The sequence below is a fragment of the Mucilaginibacter gossypiicola genome, from assembly GCF_900110105.1.
In the GTDB taxonomy this organism is placed as follows: Bacteria; Bacteroidota; Bacteroidia; order Sphingobacteriales; family Sphingobacteriaceae; genus Mucilaginibacter; species Mucilaginibacter gossypiicola.
On the sequence record NZ_FOCL01000003.1, the window covers coordinates 71,215 to 88,932 of the forward strand.

9 protein-coding genes are annotated in these 17,718 nt (G+C 42.7%); 1 reads left to right on the forward strand and 8 read right to left on the reverse strand.

Annotated features, from left to right (window positions below; translation table 11 throughout):
• The first annotated feature begins 43 nt into the window (after positions 1 to 43).
• Positions 44 to 862, forward strand: a complete 819-nt coding sequence (locus BMX50_RS10065; RefSeq protein ID WP_091210405.1) for a helix-turn-helix transcriptional regulator — start codon at positions 44 to 46, stop codon at positions 860 to 862.
• Here the strand turns inward: BMX50_RS10065 and BMX50_RS10070 are convergent, their stop codons facing one another.
• From BMX50_RS10070 to BMX50_RS10105, 8 genes are all read right to left on the reverse strand, one after another.
• Entirely contained in the window at positions 863 to 3,964 is a 3,102-nt protein-coding gene (locus tag BMX50_RS10070; RefSeq protein ID WP_091210406.1) for a DUF5107 domain-containing protein, read from the reverse strand. It abuts the gene before it with no gap.
• Between the two features lie 7 nt (positions 3,965 to 3,971).
• On the reverse strand, positions 3,972 to 6,953 hold the full coding sequence (locus BMX50_RS10075; protein WP_091210407.1) for a glycoside hydrolase domain-containing protein: 2,982 nt from the start codon (positions 6,951 to 6,953) through the stop codon (positions 3,972 to 3,974).
• 150 nt (positions 6,954 to 7,103) lie between these two features.
• Complete coding sequence (locus BMX50_RS10080; protein ID WP_208864681.1) at positions 7,104 to 8,120, reverse strand: c-type cytochrome; 1,017 nt, start codon at positions 8,118 to 8,120, stop codon at positions 7,104 to 7,106.
• A gap of 10 nt (positions 8,121 to 8,130) precedes the next feature.
• Positions 8,131 to 9,531, reverse strand: a complete 1,401-nt coding sequence (locus BMX50_RS10085) for an aryl-sulfate sulfotransferase (RefSeq protein WP_091210408.1) — start codon at positions 9,529 to 9,531, stop codon at positions 8,131 to 8,133.
• 88 nt (positions 9,532 to 9,619) lie between these two features.
• Entirely contained in the window at positions 9,620 to 11,140 is a 1,521-nt protein-coding gene (locus BMX50_RS10090) for a RagB/SusD family nutrient uptake outer membrane protein (protein WP_091210409.1), read from the reverse strand.
• Positions 11,141 to 11,179: 39 nt separating this feature from the next.
• The gene (locus BMX50_RS10095; protein WP_091210410.1) at positions 11,180 to 14,290 is read right to left on the reverse strand and encodes a SusC/RagA family TonB-linked outer membrane protein; all 3,111 of its coding nucleotides are present in this window, start codon (positions 14,288 to 14,290) and stop codon (positions 11,180 to 11,182) included.
• A gap of 496 nt (positions 14,291 to 14,786) precedes the next feature.
• Complete coding sequence (locus tag BMX50_RS10100) at positions 14,787 to 16,136, reverse strand: Gfo/Idh/MocA family protein (protein ID WP_091210411.1); 1,350 nt, start codon at positions 16,134 to 16,136, stop codon at positions 14,787 to 14,789.
• Between the two features lie 24 nt (positions 16,137 to 16,160).
• Positions 16,161 to 17,501, reverse strand: a complete 1,341-nt coding sequence (locus BMX50_RS10105; protein WP_167667857.1) for a DUF3472 domain-containing protein — start codon at positions 17,499 to 17,501, stop codon at positions 16,161 to 16,163.
• Between the last annotated feature and the right edge of the window lie 217 nt (positions 17,502 to 17,718).

The window sequence follows — 17,718 nt, forward strand, 5'->3', positions numbered from 1 at the left end:
AGTTCGGTAGTTGTTAAAAGCTTATTTTATTTAAATTTGCCAAATGCTTATTCATTCCAGCCAAAACATAGATGCGGTTACTGCCGAAAACTTTTTCAGGGATATAGATAAACATCCTGAATCAGTTTATGTAATTAACTGGAAAACAGAACGAAACTTCCCAAACCACAGCCACAAAAAAGGACAGTTGATTTATATTGAAGGCGGGATCGCATACATCCACCTAACCGATAAAACTTTAGTGATACCAGCAAGGCACTATGTGTGGATCCCGGGTGGTATGATGCATTTTGTGGAGATGCATAAATCGGCAGTTACGCGCACGGTGTATTTTTACTGGCACGATGATGATAGTAATCCTTTTTACACGAAAGGCGGCATCTACCCTATCAACAATTTATTATTACAGATGCTTATTTACTCCGAACGATGGAACGGAGATGTACACCCCGATGAACAGGCATTTCATTTTTTAGCGGGAATAAAAGCGATACTACCAGAGATTAGCAAAAAAGCATTACCTGTAGCCCTGCCCACTACCGATAATTCCCGCATGCACCCGGTATTGGATTATATCAACGAAAACGCTTTTGAGCCTTTAACCCTTTCATCTGTTAGCGAAGAAACCGGTTTCAGCGAAAGGACACTTTCGCGCCTGTTTCAGTCAACCCTGCATACTTCATTTTTACAGTATTTTAAGCTACTAAAAATGGTTAAATCCATTGAGCTGATGCTTCAAACTGATATGTCCATGAGCGAAATCGCTTATAAACTGGGATATAACAGTCTATCGGCCTTTAGCGCAATATTTTACCAGCTCACTAATATCAGGCCATCAGAATTTGCTAAACAGCTGAGGTAATTACATCAACCGCTTTAATATCCTGATGCTCGCATCGCTCACATCACTTTGTTTAAAAGCTTTACTCTCATAAACCTCTTTGCACCATTCAATCACTTTATCATCCGGATATTTTTTGATCTCCGCGTTTAACCAATTAACTGCCGCTGTATTGCCATTTATCTTTTCAATAGCCCATGCAGTCACCAAATGATTAGCCGGTAGGAAATTACTTACCGTATTATCAATTTGAGGCTTAAAGGCTGTTATTTTTTGCAGATACTGTTTAGCTTCACCAGTGTTGCCCATTTTTGTATAGCACAAATAGCTCATCCAGTCTTCCAAACGTTCATCAATATTTTCGGCATAAGGCTTACCTACGCCGAGGTTTACCGGCCACTTTTTGGCATCTGCAATATAACCTAAAGCTGCCTTATAGTTTTTAGTGTCAATCTTTTGAACCGCCTGCATTAATTCTGTTTCCCTGTATAACTCCCGGCCAATAGTTGCGCCTTCAAACGGTAAAATATCAATCCGCGATAAAAGCTTGCCGCATTCTCCATAGCGCTTGTTGAGCAGCAATGTTTTGGCGTATAACATGCCTATGATGTAATTATCGGGATGCGATCTATAAAACGGCTCAACGGTAGTTAATGCTTTGACATATTGCTTATTATTAACATAATACTCGCCAAGCAACTTGTTGTAGCGCCAGCCTTTATCAAGCTTGGCTGCCGTGTTTAGATCGGCCAGGACATTGTCGCCTGTTTCGATGGCAGCTCTTGCCGCATAAAAAGGCGCAAAATCGGGCTGGTTACCGCATTCAGCAAATAGTTTTTTGCTCTCATCAATACGATTACGGTCTTTATAAAGCAGCGCGAGGAAATACTTTGGCTTCCAGTTATTGCTTTGTTGCATAGCCCATTGCAACACTTCTTCATCGCTATTGCGGAAAGGGAATACAAATGCAGCCGTTGCTGCATTGGCTTTATTTAACGCCTCACTAAATGGCTTTGCCTGCTTATACTGCAAAAAGGCCAGCTTGTAATCCACAAGCGCATTGGCTGGCGAAAGCTTTAAAACGTTTTCACTTTCTACGGTACAGCCATTATGATCGTACAGATCCGCCAGATCGAGGTAACTTTCAATAGGCTGCTCATTTCGGATCATTGAGGTAAACCCACTTTTAGCAGCTTCAGATGATTGCCATAGATACTGCTCAAAGCGGGCAAAGTGATTAAGTGGTTCGCAGGCCAGTATCGTATCTAAAACCTGTTCGGCATTTTTGCGCTCGTTCAAATGGCGGTAAGCTATGGCCTGCACCTGTAGCGAAGACACATCGTATCTGTTAAAATCCAGAGCCTTTGAAGCAAACTCCAGAGCCTTTATATCGTTCTTTTCTTTTAGATATAAACTACCTAAAGCCGAGTAAGCAGCATTGCGGTATTCAACAGATAAACCGGCCATATCAAAACCATCTTTAGCATCAGTCACATTACCCAGCTGCGCATTGATAGTGCCATAATAGTAGTTTGCAGCGCCATCATTGGCATTGATGCTCAAAGCAGTTTTGGCAAAAGCCAAAGCCTCGGCATAGCGCATATTACGGTACATCAATGCTGCCGATTGTACCAAAGCAGGTAAAAAGTATGAATCTTTCTTTAATGCTACCTGCAGTTTTTCTTCAGCTTCGGGATACATTTTTTGATCCATGAATTCCTTCCCCTGAGTATATAACCCATAAGCGCTGTTCCAGTCGAAATCTTTTGGCAAATCAACCGGACGGTTAAGGTTATCAGCTTCAGGCTTTGAATTGTAGATTAACTTATTAGTACCCAAAGTTACCAGCACATCCCCGGCATCTGCTTTAACCGAATCGGCAAATAACTGTAAAGGGCTTAAGCGTATCTTTTTACTGTAGACCACCCTGTCGCCCTGCTTTACCGTTAGCGTATCGGCAATCTGTTGAACTGGATTGAAGTAAAGTTTCAACCAGCCAGCATCAGCCTCAACATTAAGCGCACCATAGTTATTGGCCTGTACAAAGCCTTTGGTTTTCAATACCGGATACCAATATTCTGTCCAGGTATCTGATGAGCCCGGCGCAAAGCCTTTGTGCTTGAACGGCGTAAACGTGCTCTTAGCAGCAGTTTGGTTAAATAACCTGCCCGATTGAATTTCGGAATACTGCCCATCGTTATCAGTAAGCTGTTTTTCCCAGATCATGCCCTGATCTGATAATCCCCAGATCCAGATCTTTTTACCGGCTTTATCCTCATAACCGCCATAACGGGCCATGCCAAAATCATCGTTATGCCAGTAAGCGCCAAAAAAATCGGTGTACTTGCCAAACACATGGTATGATTTATAACCGCCAAAGTTGTTATTATCATAAAAGGACAAATCCTTCCCGTTCTGCTTGTTGATGGGCCATTCGGCATACTCGCCCTGGTGACCAAGGTATTTGGTACCGGGGAAAATGTATTCAAGTTTACCGCTTGTTTTAATCCCGGTATTCATCCAATGGTAATAAGGCTGTTCAATTGGTGTTGAATTATGCCAGAATGATTTGGTCGTAAAGTAAGCCTTATCTGGCGGAAGATTTACTTCCATAGTCCAGGTGGTGTTGGTAAGCAGATCGAGTACGCTGATAAAACAGCTTACACTGCCATCGGCATTGGTACGGGTCAGGTAGTCGACCGGGGTAACCGAATTTGGTGTATGCCCAATGATACCATAATTAGGTTCGATGCCCCCACTTGTCCAGGGGCCGCGCATGGCAATGTCCCTGAATTTCACCACATGATTTTCGTAAACAATTGGTTTACCTGTCGATTTTTCAATGGCCGACCAGATCTTGCCGCCTATCTGCGGTAAAATGGTTAACCTGATGTACGTGTTTTCCAGCTCAACCACTTTCCATTCCTTTTGCACCGGTTTATCCGTAAATCCGTCGTAACGGAAATACGGATAAATATTGGTGAATGCCGGTATCGGGTTAGGATCCGAAAAGGGATAAGTGGTAATACCCTTAGTATACTCACGCACACTTGCCCTTTGCTGGGCAAAAGCGCTCAGGCCGCCAATGCAAAGGCATACGGCGATAAACCATTTTTTATTCATTACCGTGTTATTTAATGATCAACAGCCAGCCTTTACCTTTTTCAACCGGGATCCTGTCATTCAAGCCAAATGTTTTGCCTGGCTGAAAGCTTTTAATTTCGGGAGCAGTAATAGTTGCTTTGGCAGGATCGATGCCTAATTTTTTCCAGTCGATATTTAACTGAAAATCGGTATCGGCATCTTCCCAGCTGGCAACAGCCACCATGGCAGCGCCGTCTTTTTTGTAAACGGTTGCAATTACTTTGGCTTTATCGGTTTTCACCGGGTTATCATCAACCCAGTAACCAATCATTTTTGTGCCCTTCATGCCAAAATTATCCCAGGCCTTCCAGATGGGGCGCGGATCGGCACCATCGCTCCATGGCATACGGTTAGTCATCCCGTAAACCATACCACGCCATTTGTTACCTCCGCCTTGCAGCATCTCCCCCATTAAACCAAACGGAATACCGCTTACTTCAGTCAGGAAGAAATCAGGATCATTTTTTTCGTAGTCGAAATACTCGCCAAACCAAAGGCGGTTCAGGTAAGGGAAATGCTCCATATACAGGTTGGCGCTGTTATTAAAACCATCGCTTTTATTGTATTGATTAGCTGAGTGCAAGTCGATAATACCCGGGTGACCATCTTTGGTTAATACACGTTTTATACGTTTCATGGTAACACGGTCGAAAGCCACATCGTCCAGGTAAATACCGTCGATACCTACGTTTTGGGTTAGCCAGTTCATTCCCTCTACATAGTAGTTATGCCAGCGGTTCATGCCACTGTTAATGATGGCTGCATCTTTTATTTCTGGTACAAACCATGCAGCTATGTAATCATCGCCCACATGCTCCTGCAACCAGCTAAAACCACCGCCTTTCCCGGGCGAATAAATTTCATGCCCCAAACTGCGCAAAGCAAATGTTTCGTATGCATGATTTGACAACTCACGGATGGTATTGTAGATCTTCACCTTTAACCCCGCAGCATGTGCCGAATCATCATAGGCCTTCATTTTTTGCCATGCGATAAACGGATAATTGATGGTAGGGTTTATTGCCGTTGCATGGTGAATATTGATAAGCGTTGCACCTGCACTTTTAATAGTATCGATAGGCTTGTAAGAATGGTAGAACCTTGTAGCCCACTGAAAATCGGTATTGATGGTATGAAAAGGCGTTACCAACAGCGTGAAGTTGTAATAAAGCTCATCGCCTTTTTTCAGGTCGCGCTCGCCGCTGTAATTATTGGCTAATACTGCTTTACCATCAAAAGCTACCTTAATACCACCTTTGCTATCATTACCCCATGAAGTTGGGAGCAATAAAGGCTTTTGCAGGTAAAAATTGGTATTCAGCGGACGGACATATTTTTCGTCCCTCAATGAATATTGCAGACCGCCGTTCACATTGCCTATCCAGGCACCATCCTGGTTTTTATGAGCAACATCCCATTTCCATTCAAAGTTTTCAGGACGATAGCCACCTTTTTGCCCCAAGCCCATCATGTATTTGGCAAAATCCTTTTTAAAAGGGATGTGCATGGTAATATCTTTCAGGCTAACATCCTGCAGGGCCTTTACTTTTACCGTATAAGACATAAAGCCATCAAACTCCAGCGAAGCGGTTACGTCCATCTGCAGACTATCATTGGCACTTACTGCCGTCCACTGCACTGTTCCGGCTTCTTTTTTGGTAAACTGTAGGCCATGACTTTTCAGGTTTATCTTTTTCCCTGCGGCATCAATAAAATGAAAGTGGATACCCTCGGTAAGCAGGTTATTGGGAGCTGCTGCATACTCCGTCATTTCGGGCGTAAAGTAAGTCTGGATCTGTTTTGGGAAACCATCCTTGTTTACTTCTACTTTACGGCCTAACAAACTTATTGTATTACCATTAATCTCAAGCGGAGTATACGGCGCAATAACGGTATTTTGCTGTGCCATGGTTGAGTTTAACCAACCGAGGCGGGTCATTTTATAAGGCTCGCTTACACCGCCATCTTTTGATACTTTGTTATTTACTTTTATAGATAAAGCAATTGTTTTTACAGGTTTTCCGTTTATGGCGATGGTGGCTTTACCTGTATAAACCGAAGGTAATATCGCAGCCGGTACATCAACACCGCACCATAAGGCCTGGATATCACCTTTGGCTACATTTACAACTTTAGTAAGCGGTTTAGCATCGTATGTAGTACCTCCGGTATTAATACAAAACAGTGCCGAAGCTGAAATAACCTTACCAGTGGCTGATTTAAGGTCACTGAATGTTACCTGTACATTTTCGATATTCTGCAACGCATAAATACCAAGCTGAAATGCAAAGTTTTCTCCACGGGCAGCTTCACCAGTATATGTGGTCCGCGGACCAAACTCCATCCAGCGTTGCGGCAGGTCTTTGGTCATTCGGATGGAATTCATTCTATCTTCCGGAAAAACTAAAAATGCTTCAGACTTATGCTTATTCAGCAATGCCTCAGTCTCTGCTTTAGTGGCAATCACCTCCATCGGATAAAAGCTGTTAAAAGCATCTATCGACTGAAATTCTTTTACCGAAGCTAAGGGTGCCTTGCCATTTACAGCGTTAAGCCATTCAGTCGAGGCTGTATTTTCTGGTTTAAGATAGACTCCTTTAGGATAGTTTGAGCGCCCCTCATTTTTATAAGGCATATAATACACAAAATAAGTGCCCTTGCCCGATGTTGGCTCAAAATACAGTTCGCCGCTTTCACGGTTTATTGAGCCGATTTTTACGTTAGTAATTTTTTGTTTGGTTTTAGCATCCTCAATGATAATTCGCTTGTTTTCGGGCTCATTATCCCTGCGTCTCCAATTGATGATTGCTTTAGCCACTTTACCTGTGCCATTAAAGGTTAACACCACACGATGGTTACCTAATGAATCGGCCAGCCAGCATTTTTCGCAATTGGTATAAGGTACTTTTTGTGCCGATGCAGCAAAGCCCGATAAAAGGAAAGTGATAGCTAAAAATTGTTTTTTCATGAAATAAATTTAGTCAGTCTTTTTATAATAAAACTATGTCATTGCGAGCGCAGCGTGGCAATCTCGTAGCCAATGCATATCAAAGATGCATAACTACGAGATTGCTTCGTCGTTCCTCCTCGCAATGACATAGTTGGATTTGTATTGTTTTTAAATAGAAGGCGTAATCCCCTTGCCTTCCCAATAATCAATTATCGGCTTATACGGCCCATATTTATGCTGTTGTTCTGAGAAAGGATCTTTAAAGGGCCCTTTATCATAATCAATCGCTTTTTCTTCGTAATGCGGATAATCAACCTCTTTGGTGGTTTTAGGCAACGGACGTTTGTGCTTTTTATCGTCGTTAACAAAAGCGGCAATATCAAGCGCCTGGGCATCGGTCAGGAACGGTTTGCCTTCGGCGGTTTTATCATAAGGCATGTTACCCTTTAACCATTGCGCTAATTTAACCACACGGTGCATACTTGAACCCGGACGATAGGCCAATAATCCCCATACCGGCGGATATTCATAGGTTACATTATCAAAACGCATTTTACCCTCGCCGTTTTTGGCATGGCAGCGCTCACAATTTTGAGCATATAAAACCTCGCCCCTGTCTGATGATGCGGCTACATCCGGCAACTCAACCTCCATATTTTTTAAACCTTTGGTGGTTTTAGACACATTTGACGAATCGCTCAAAAACTTCAGGTAGGCCATGATCGAGATCATTTCCTTTCCATCCAAAGGTAAAGGTTTGCCCAGATTAGGGCGCATTACACAATTGTTGATGCGCTCGGCCAAAGATAAAATTCTGCCCTCTCTTGCCCTATATTGTGGATAATCACGAAACGACCTCACCAGGTTAAAAGCATATGGCCGTGTGCCTGCATCACGATGGCAATTGGTGCAATTCATTTTATTGCCGGTATAATGGCCATTAATGCCTTCAGGGCCGATATAGTATGCTGTATGCAACATCAATTCACGACCATAACGCACCGCATCACCGTATTTACCACCGGGCATTTTGGAGGTATCCACAGCAACCAGGTTATTCACCGCTGCCGAATCAACTTTATCCGCCTCTTCGGCCCTGCCGCCGCTGCATGATACTAATTGCATCGCGTTAGCCAAAGCAAATAATAGCAACAGGAAAGTTATATATTGATATTTCTTTTTCATTTTTAATGATCTATGGTTTTAAAAATGGATCAAGTTGTTCGTATTTGATAAAACCGGCACGGTAAGTTGGCACCGATGTTTCCATCGTCCATTGTAAAACGCCTTTATCATTTGCCAACACCACAATGTGCCTTTTGGAGCAACATACCAATGTGGTTGTATCATTGATCATATAGGCACTGCCCATACGGCCGTTAAAAATTTCTTTAGGTAGTTTTATGTGCATGGCAATGGTCGACGTTTGATTTTTTTCGTCAATTTTCATTGCATACACCCCCGACTGGTGTTTCTCCACCCCGTTATCAAAAAACATGAGGTTTCCCTGCTTATTGATGTGGGCAGCGTGAGCCTGGGTAAAGTTGCAGTCGGCAGGCATAGCAATGGTGCCACCCTTACCAAACTTGTAAATCACTTTACCATTATGGGCATCAATCTTCCAGATTTGCCCGTTGTTATAAAACGACATCAGATAATTGCCATCAACATCATAATTTAAACTGTTGGCATGCATCCAGTCTTTCTTAGTTTTCAGGATCTTCGGATCTTTCAGCGGATCCATTACATCAAACACGCTCCATTTATAAAGCTGCTTACCGGTTTTATCCATCACCATAATCCCATCGCCGTTAACGGTATCCTGTTTATCACCTCCAACAGATGTGAGGTCCATGATTTTTTTATCAACAAAAATGGTTACCAGCTGGCCTTTATCATTCTTCAGGATTTCATGATGAATGGTTTGTTTAAAATCTCCTTGTCCTTTGGTGAGGTGGAGCAAAGTATCGCCCAGCATATTGATCTCCAAAATCTCGCTGCCGTAACTTGTAGGTTCGTCGTTGCGGCCTAAAATAGAAAGCAAGGTTTTATCCTTTGTAAAGTTGATCACCTTAAATCCCAGCCTATCAATCATGTGGTACCACCTGATCTGTCCCTTGGCATCAACCAAAAACGCCACACCCGGTGCGTAACGTTTGTTGATTAGCATCAAGCCATCATTAAACTGAGCTGGCAAGGTGGCTTTAGCAGCAACTTTTGCATTAAATTGCTCCTGCAAAAACAGAGGTAACTGGTGCGATTTAAAGGTATGAGGTTTGCTCACAACCGTATCGCCACCATCTACAGTTACGATATGATATGAGTAAGTGGTATCAGGCAAAATATTGCAAAGTACAAGCTTATACGATGTGCCGTTACCAGTAGTGGTCGACCGGTATTTTACCGGCAGCTTACCTTCTATCCAGTATTCGGCGTACAGGTCAACAGGCTTGCTGGTCATAACATCAAGCTTAATCTTTAACTCGTTGTTGTTGTACAAACCTATATGAATTTCCTTTATCAGGTTACCGCCAGAGCACCCGCAGATGATTGAAACTAATAACCCCGCCGCTAAGACTTTAAACCAATCCTTCATCACTAAAATTTGTAATACCGGTTAAACAGTAAAGAATATACAACCTTTTAAAGGCTGTATATTCTTTACCAATATTTGAATTGTATGCTTATTGTTGTCTGCCCGAATTATTCAGGTTAGGGTTAATGTTAACCTGGTTAAGCGGATATGGGAAATACTCGTCGCGCGGCAACTGTACGGTATTGGTTTGGCCAATACGTTTTAAGTAAGCATTCACGACCACATCATATTTTCCAAAACGTTTCAGGTCGGCCCTTCTTTTACCCTCGTAATATAGCTCCCAACCGCGTTCCTGTAATAAAGCGTCGCGGAAAGTTGCCTGGGTAAGATTAGCCTGCACCAATAACTTGGCGTGTGACCTGCCTTTAACCTGGTTTACCAATGAAACAGCCTCGGCAGTTGGGCCGCCCAGTTCATTTAAAGCTTCAGCACGGCTCAATAACACATCAGCATAGCGTAAAATGTCAACACTATGTCCATCATAATATGCGTTGGCTCCGTTTGGATCCGCATATTTCATGGTTGCAACATCCGGCATATATAATACGCCATCCGGAGCGGTAGCACCCTGCGATGGAGCTTGTTTGTGCGTTAATCCGTCAACACCCTGGTATTGGGTAAAAAACATTTTTTTACGGTCATCCTCATCGCCATAACTGTTGTAAAAATCCCAGGTTACCGCATAGTACTGCCACCTGTCGGTTAATACCGGATGACTTAGCGGACCGAAGTGGTTCAATAATTCAGTGCCATTAACGTTGGCATCGCTTAATACCGAGAAGATATTTTCAGAGCACCAGGTGTTCGATTCTTTAAACAAACCTTCGTAGGTTGGATATAACTGATAGATTCCCAAATCCATTACCTGTTTGGTTAAATCAGCAGCTTTTTGCCATTGATGCTCACGCAGATAGATCCTGGCCAACAGAAACATCGCTGCACCTTTGGTAGCACGACCAACATCATTACTTGTATAAATATCGCTTTTGGTATAATCTGTAGGCAATACATTGATTGCATTTTGCAGATCGCTGATCATCAGCGCATCGACATCTGCAACAGGACTTGGAGGAGTCTGGGCTTTATAGTCAGGATTGGCTATATCTTTTTCGGTGTTTAAGATCACCGGCCCCCAGGCATCCGTAAGATCAGAATAAGCTATAGCACGCAGAAATTTCATTTCAGCCAAAAACTGACTTTTCTGAGCATCTGTGATACTCTTCATTGCTCCGATATTGTAGATAGCGTTATTGGCATTGGCTACAAGCTTATAAATCTGCTTGTAATCCTCAGCTATCAAACCGTTGGCCGAGTTCCATTGCACCAACGATAATTGTCCAGGGTCGCCTGCATAACTACAATGGCCTACATCGGTGGTTAAATCGGTAAGGGCGAAATGCCTTACTGTCCAATAGTCATAGTTATCGCCGACCGAAGGACCTTTCAGGCGTGCATAAACCGCGTTCACAGCCGCAATAGCGTCTGACTTGGTAAGAAACGCGTTTTGGCTTGTTAAACTGCTGTATATCTTAGGTTCAAGGCTGGATTTGTTACAGGAAAACTGAGTAACCACCGCAGCTGCAAGGAGTAGAATATTATATTTTTTCATTTGATTTAAATTTTGTTGATCCCTTAAATGGATAATTCATTAATGGATAGATGCCTTAATACCGAATGTTATCGTTTTAAATGCCGGGAAGGAGTTAAAATCTAAACCACCTCCGAGAGCCGACCGGATTGGAACCTGGCCAGGGTGCGCGCCAGTGTCATCGGCATGTACGTTTGCTTCCGGGTCGGTACCTTTATAACCGGTAATGGTCCACAGGTTTTGCGCTTCGGCATAAATCCTGATGCCCTGTAAAATTTTCATATTTTGAAATAACGAGGCTGGGAAGTTGTATGCCAGCGTAAGCGATTTCAAACGCACATAAGAGGCATTTTCAACAAAACGTGAGTTTACGTAGCTACCATAGGTGCTCAGGTAATAACCTTCACGCGGGATAGATGTATTTTCGTTTTTACCTGCAACAAACCTGTTCAATGCAGCTGCTCCGGTTGTTGATTCCAGTACCATGTTGTTCATATTGTACAGGTAGTAATCAAACGCCCCCTGGAAAAATATACCCAGATCGATGCCTTTATAATGAAAATCGTTACCAAAACCGGCCATGTAATGCGGGTTTGAGTTACCCAGGTAAGTACGGTCGGCCGGAGTAATTACACCATCGCCATTAACATCTTTGTATTTAGGGTCACCTGCTTTTGAATTTGGTTGCGGGGCATAGCTTTCCCCTGTTTTTATAACACCTTGGTATACATACCCATATAATTCACCCAGCTCAATGCCTGGTACAACCCTTGTAAACTCCTGGCCCGAAACAGTACCGCTTGGGTTGGAGGTATTAGTGCTTATTATTGTAACCCCCGGACCTAAATCTAACGCCTTTTGTTTGTTGTAAGCAAATGTAACTGTAGTATTCCATGACAGGTCTTTGCTGCGCAGGTTGCTGGTATTTACCGAAAGCTCAATACCCCTGTTTTGGATAGCACCGCCATTTATCCATTGTGTTCCGTTAGTAGCGCCCCATTGTGCCCCAATCGGTACCTGGATAAGCAGATCGGTAGTTTTTTTACTGTAATAATCAATACTTGCGTTGATACGGCCGTTAGCAAAACCCATATCTAAACCAATATCCAATTGTCTTGTTGCCTCCCATTGAAGGTTAGGGTTTGCAAGGTTTTTGGGCTCGATACCTGGTTGTAATTGCCCGCTTCCATTGATTACTGTGTTATAGGAGCCAAAGGTTGCGAGATATAAACTTGCAGGGATGCGGTCGTTACCGGTAACACCGTAACTTACGCGGGCTTTTAAATTAGAGAAGGTATTCAGATTTTTTACAAAATCTTCATCAGTTAATTTATAAGCCACAGCGCCAGCTGGGAAAAAGCCTGAGCGCTTGTTTGAACCAAATTGTGATGATCGGTCATCACGATAAGAGAATGACGCCAGGATCTTATCCTTATAAGCATAATTTAACCTTGTGAAGTACGAGGTAAGAAAAGCCTCCGCTTTGCTGCTTCCGTAACCATTGCTTAATGATCCGGCATTTAAATTATAATAAAGGAACGCATCAGTTGAGAAACCTTTTGCACCGGAAAGTAATGATTCGGCAACATCTTTTTGGTTTGATGTACCTAACAATATGGTAAAATCATGGTCTTTTTTAATATTGAACTTATAAGTCAAATAGTTCTCAGCAATCCACCTGAAGTTTGAATAGATCTGCTCTGCAGCCACACCACCCTGTTTTGCGCCTGCAATTGTTGTTGTTGGCAGGTATTGTCCCGTAGTGGTTTGATTATACTCTGTACCTGCAGTCAAATGGTAAGTTAAGCCATTGATGATTTTATAATCCAAACCAACATTGGCATTGATCAGCTTATTACCGCTGTTATTAGTTGGCTCCAGTAAACCTGCTAATGCATTGGTTTTGGTGCCCTGGGTAACGTAATAATTGTAAGTACCATCGGCATTATATGGTGCTACGTTTGGTGGTGCCGTAAGTAAACTGAACAATGGTGCGGTGATATCGCCAGTGTATGATTGTAAAGTTGAAGTTGAATTTGCACCGTAAAAATTACCGCTGATCTTAATGTTTTCATTCACCGTTTTTTCGGCGCCTATTCTTGCGGTGTACCTTTCAAAACCGGTATGTTGCAGCACACCAACTTGTTTAATGTGGTTACCGGCGATATATAATTTTGAATTCTGATCGCCTGCACTTAAGCTAACGCTTTGATTTTGAACTGTAGCATTGCGGGTTGCCAGTTTTAACCAGTTGGTATTGGCCACCTGGAAACTTGATGGATAAGGTTGGGGCTTACCATCTTCAAGGGCGGTAGCATTTTGGATATCGGTATATTGCTGACCGGTTAACAGCTTGGGCTTATAGGTTAAATATTGCGTACCGCCAGATATATCAGCATCTAAAGAAACTTTACCGTTTTTTCCTTTTTTGGTAGTGATCAAAACAACACCATTACCACCTCTTGAACCGTAGATGGCAGTTGCAGATGCATCTTTCAGCACCTGTATATCTTCAATGTCGTTCGGGTTAACCTGACTACCGGCTTCACTAATGAAACCGTCAACCACATACAGCGGTGCTGTAGAAGTATTGATGGAGTTACCACCCCTTACGGTGATATTGATTCCTGAGCCCGGCGCAAAGCTGGCCTGTTGTACCTGCACACCGGCTGCTTTACCCTGAATAGCCTGGCCGATGTTAGATGTAGTACCGCCAAGCGTGAGGTTATCACTTTTGATTGAACTGATGGATCCGGTAAGGTCGCCTTTTTTAACGGTACCGTAGCCTACAACTACTACTTCGTTCAGTTTATTGAGGTCTTCCTGCAAAGTAATAGTTACGTCAGAGGAACCGCTAATTGATACTTCCTGTGGTTTATACCCAACATAAGAAACAACCAATATTGTTGAATTGCCCTTTAATGTAATTTTAAATTTGCCGTTAACATCGGTTGTTGTAGTATTTTTGACACCTTTTTGGGTAACGGTGGCGCCAATTACGGGACCGTCTTTATCTTTTACGCTACCGTTGATTACTGTTTGCGCATTGGCAAGTACCGGCAATAATAGTAGCAGGCAACAGCACATCAATTTAAAAAGGCCGCTAATCTGCCTCCTTAAATAAATGTGTTTGCTGAAGCCCTGATCGGGGTTTGAGTAAATTTTAATCATACGTGGTGGTGTTAGTATTAATTAATTGTTAGTTTTCTGTTGCGATTTAGCCTTGTTTTTTAATATTGGAAATTAGAGATACCGGATTTTGAAAGCAAAAAAACGCCCCTGCAAACACAGCGCAAACGTTTGTTTTCGGCAAAATCAGGCCTATGCAAACGTTTGAGTCAAAGTATTTTGCGATGACAACAGTCAATAATTGAGATTATTTGAGGTCTTAAACAAGCATTTAACATTGAGGATGGGGCATCAATGCTATGCAATCGGCGTATTTAGAGCCAACAATGGAAAATTTTGATTATGAGCGGGTTGAAATGGACATACGTCATTTAGCGCACAGCGTAACAATCGCAAGGATGCAGGGCAGCTCTGCTATGTATAGCATGCGATTGCCACGCTGCGCTCGCACATGTTTTTTTACTATCACCCCTTAAAAAAGTAAAGCCCGGCTTTTGGCCAGGCTAAACATAAAACATGCAAAAAATATAAACGATAATTAAAAGCCGCTATCATCAAACGCAAAGGTGTTTTTGCGCTCTTTCCATTTACCACGGGTAAAATCAGGAAACGCTACGCTGGCATTACCTTCTTTCAAGGATTTTGTTGATAAAGGAGTAATTACACTCATAGTAACAGAATCATAAACATCAATAGGCGTTTGGCGTTTTTGCTTAACCGATTCTACGAAAGCATTAAACACAAACCAATCCATACCACCGTGACCCGCACCTTCGGCAAATTTTTCGTATTTTTTCCAAAGCGGGTGGTCATATTTATCAAACCATTCTTTTGCCGGATCCCATGAATCATCTTCTTTTGATTTATGGTCGATATACACGCTTTTGTTTACATCCATCCATAAACCTTTAGTACCCTGTACACGGAAACCTAATGAATACGGGCGCGGCAGGTGAGTGTCGTGGCTCAGCATTACAGTTTCGCCATTGGCACAGTTGATCATGGTAGTGATTACATCGCCGTTTTTGTAATGGATTTTAGCGTTCGGGTGGCCGGGCGATAATTCTTCTACATAAGCCGCCAAACCTTTTGCTTTGCTGCTGAACGATACCAGGTTGGTAAAACGGTTACCTGCATTGATATTGGCATAATGCATACATGGGCCCGCACCATGGGTTGGGTAAATATCGCCATCTACATCTATGTTGAACTGGGTGCGCCATTGTGCTTCGCTCAAAGCTTTAGGGCCATACTCAACGCCACCGCCGTAATAATGCTTGCCGTCATTGAATAATACGCCTCGTAAATTGTGCTGATATCCGCCTTCTAAATGGACAATCTCGCCAAACAGGTCTTGGCGCACCATATTTAAGGCAGCCATCACATCGCGACGGTAACAAACATTTTCAAGCGTCATGTATGGGATACCTGTTTTTTCGGAAGTGTTAACGATATCCCAGTGGTCTTCAACCGTAAGGCCGGCAATTACCTCGCAACCTACATATTTCCCTGCCTTCATAGCGTCAATAGCCTGGGAGTGGTGAAACTGCCATGGCGTAGCAATAATTACCGCATCGATATCTTTATGATCCAGCACCTTTTTATAGGCATCCAATCCGCCGGTGTATTCCTTTACAGGTGCATGGCCTTTTTTCGCGATGTATTCGCGGCAAATTTTCAGTGAACTTTCCTGCGTATCGCAAATAGCAATAATCTCCACATCATCGCGAAGCAAACCTTCGGCAATATGGCTCATGCCACGGGCACCTACGCCAATGTAACCTAAACGGACTTTTGCAGGAGCCGAAGCAAACAGGCTTCCTGAAGGTAAAATGCTAAAACCGGCTGCCGCAATTGCGCTGGTTTTCAAAAATTGTCTTCTTTCCATATATAATTTTGAGGTTTTTGGGGCTTATTTATTGGGGAGTTTTTCAAATTCAATTAAAGGTTTTTGCTTTGTTGCGCTGCGATCGTACGGAGTTTTAAGCGGGACATAATTATTAAAGAAACCGCCATTCTGTAACAAGAACTTATCGCCTTCTTTCCCTCCTGCATAATCCTTACGATAGTTGGCATTGGCTGTAGCATCGCCGGTATAAATAGCATGCGTAAGCTCCAGCCAGTTATTTTCGCTGTCTCCTATCCATTGGTTAGTAAAATATGCCTTGCGGGTCTTATCACCGTTTTCGGGTTCAAAATTTTCCACAAACGAATACAAATGCGTTAAGTAAGTGGCCTTTTGCGGACGGTTGAAGCTGGCTATCAGAAACCATTTATCAGCAGCCACATCTTTAAAGTATGCAGTATAAGTAGTTGTTTTTTTCGCCTGGTCAGGCTCTGCGCTTAGCAGGAAAGCGTAAGCCTGTCCTGCTTTCCATGGAAAACGCATATAGCTTTGTCCGCCCGAGCCCTCGTTACCAAATTCGCCGATGTGTACATTACTGCCGTGTTTAACAAGTTTAATACGCATGCTATCAGGGATACTTTTAGGATCTTCGGTATTAAAAGGGCTCCATACCGAAAATAATACACGCCGTTCGGTTGCCGAATTTACCTGCATACCAAAATAGCCCTCGCCAAATCCGTCGGCCATAAAATACGAACCTATCACGTCCTGTCCTTTTGGTACTATAATTTCGTTATAAAACCATTTTACCTTATTCTCTTTATCTGCTGCCACTGGGTAACGCAAATGTACAGATGGCCCCCTCCTGCCAAAATGGAATGAACTTCCCTTGGTAACGTAAGCAATATCGTTATCCGTTTTTTGCAGGGTAACTACCAGGTCAGATACATCTGCGTAAACAGCACCTGTTTTATTGATCCCTTTTAAACTTACTTTTATATAGCCAGGTTCTGTAATATGAAGCTTTCCAAAACTAATGGTATCAAATGCGGTATTATTTAATTTTTTAACAAAGGTGTTTTTTCCTGCCGATAGCTGTATAGTGCTGCTGCCTTGCGGCACCCGTATCACCAGCGCAAGCTGCAGATTCTGCGCAACACTAACCCTGAAATAAATATTGGCTGTTGATTTAGCGCTTTTCAGGCCAATTAATCCTTCGTCGGTAATGGTATCAGGAGCATTTACCCAGGCATTACCGCCAAGTGGGATCACGTGGCGCAGTTTTGAAGCGTCGATGTGTGCAGTTTGCGCGCTGGCAAACCTGTTGCTTACAATAATGAATAGTAGCGAGAGGCAAATTATAATGGTTTTCTTCATCATCAGATTATAACACAAGTATCGGTTCATAAATGTAGTCGCATTAGTGGCTTTCATAAAGAATTAAATGCTTCAATTTCAACGCAAACGTTTGAAAAATGGCTGTAATTATCCTATAACTGGCATTATTTGAAAAACGGGCTTTTATCAAGCATCCAGGAGTTTATGCTTTTTAATTGAAAAACGAAGATAAACAGCTCTGCCAACCGGTTATTTCTCTCAATATTTTCATTGCAGATGCTGGCCG

Bases quoted from the DNA above. Each gene is read 5' to 3' on its own strand.
- BMX50_RS10065 (WP_091210405.1), top strand. From the start codon at position 44: ATGCTTATTCATTCCAGCCAAAACATAGATGCGGTTACTGCCGAAAAC.
- BMX50_RS10070 (WP_091210406.1), bottom strand. From the start codon at position 3,964: ATGAATAAAAAATGGTTTATCGCCGTATGCCTTTGCATTGGCGGCCTG.
- BMX50_RS10075 (WP_091210407.1), bottom strand. From the start codon at position 6,953: ATGAAAAAACAATTTTTAGCTATCACTTTCCTTTTATCGGGCTTTGCT.
- BMX50_RS10080 (WP_208864681.1), bottom strand. From the start codon at position 8,120: ATGAAAAAGAAATATCAATATATAACTTTCCTGTTGCTATTATTTGCT.
- BMX50_RS10085 (WP_091210408.1), bottom strand. From the start codon at position 9,531: ATGAAGGATTGGTTTAAAGTCTTAGCGGCGGGGTTATTAGTTTCAATC.
- BMX50_RS10090 (WP_091210409.1), bottom strand. From the start codon at position 11,140: ATGAAAAAATATAATATTCTACTCCTTGCAGCTGCGGTGGTTACTCAG.
- BMX50_RS10095 (WP_091210410.1), bottom strand. From the start codon at position 14,290: ATGATTAAAATTTACTCAAACCCCGATCAGGGCTTCAGCAAACACATT.
- BMX50_RS10100 (WP_091210411.1), bottom strand. From the start codon at position 16,136: ATGGAAAGAAGACAATTTTTGAAAACCAGCGCAATTGCGGCAGCCGGT.
- BMX50_RS10105 (WP_167667857.1), bottom strand. From the start codon at position 17,501: ATGAACCGATACTTGTGTTATAATCTGATGATGAAGAAAACCATTATA.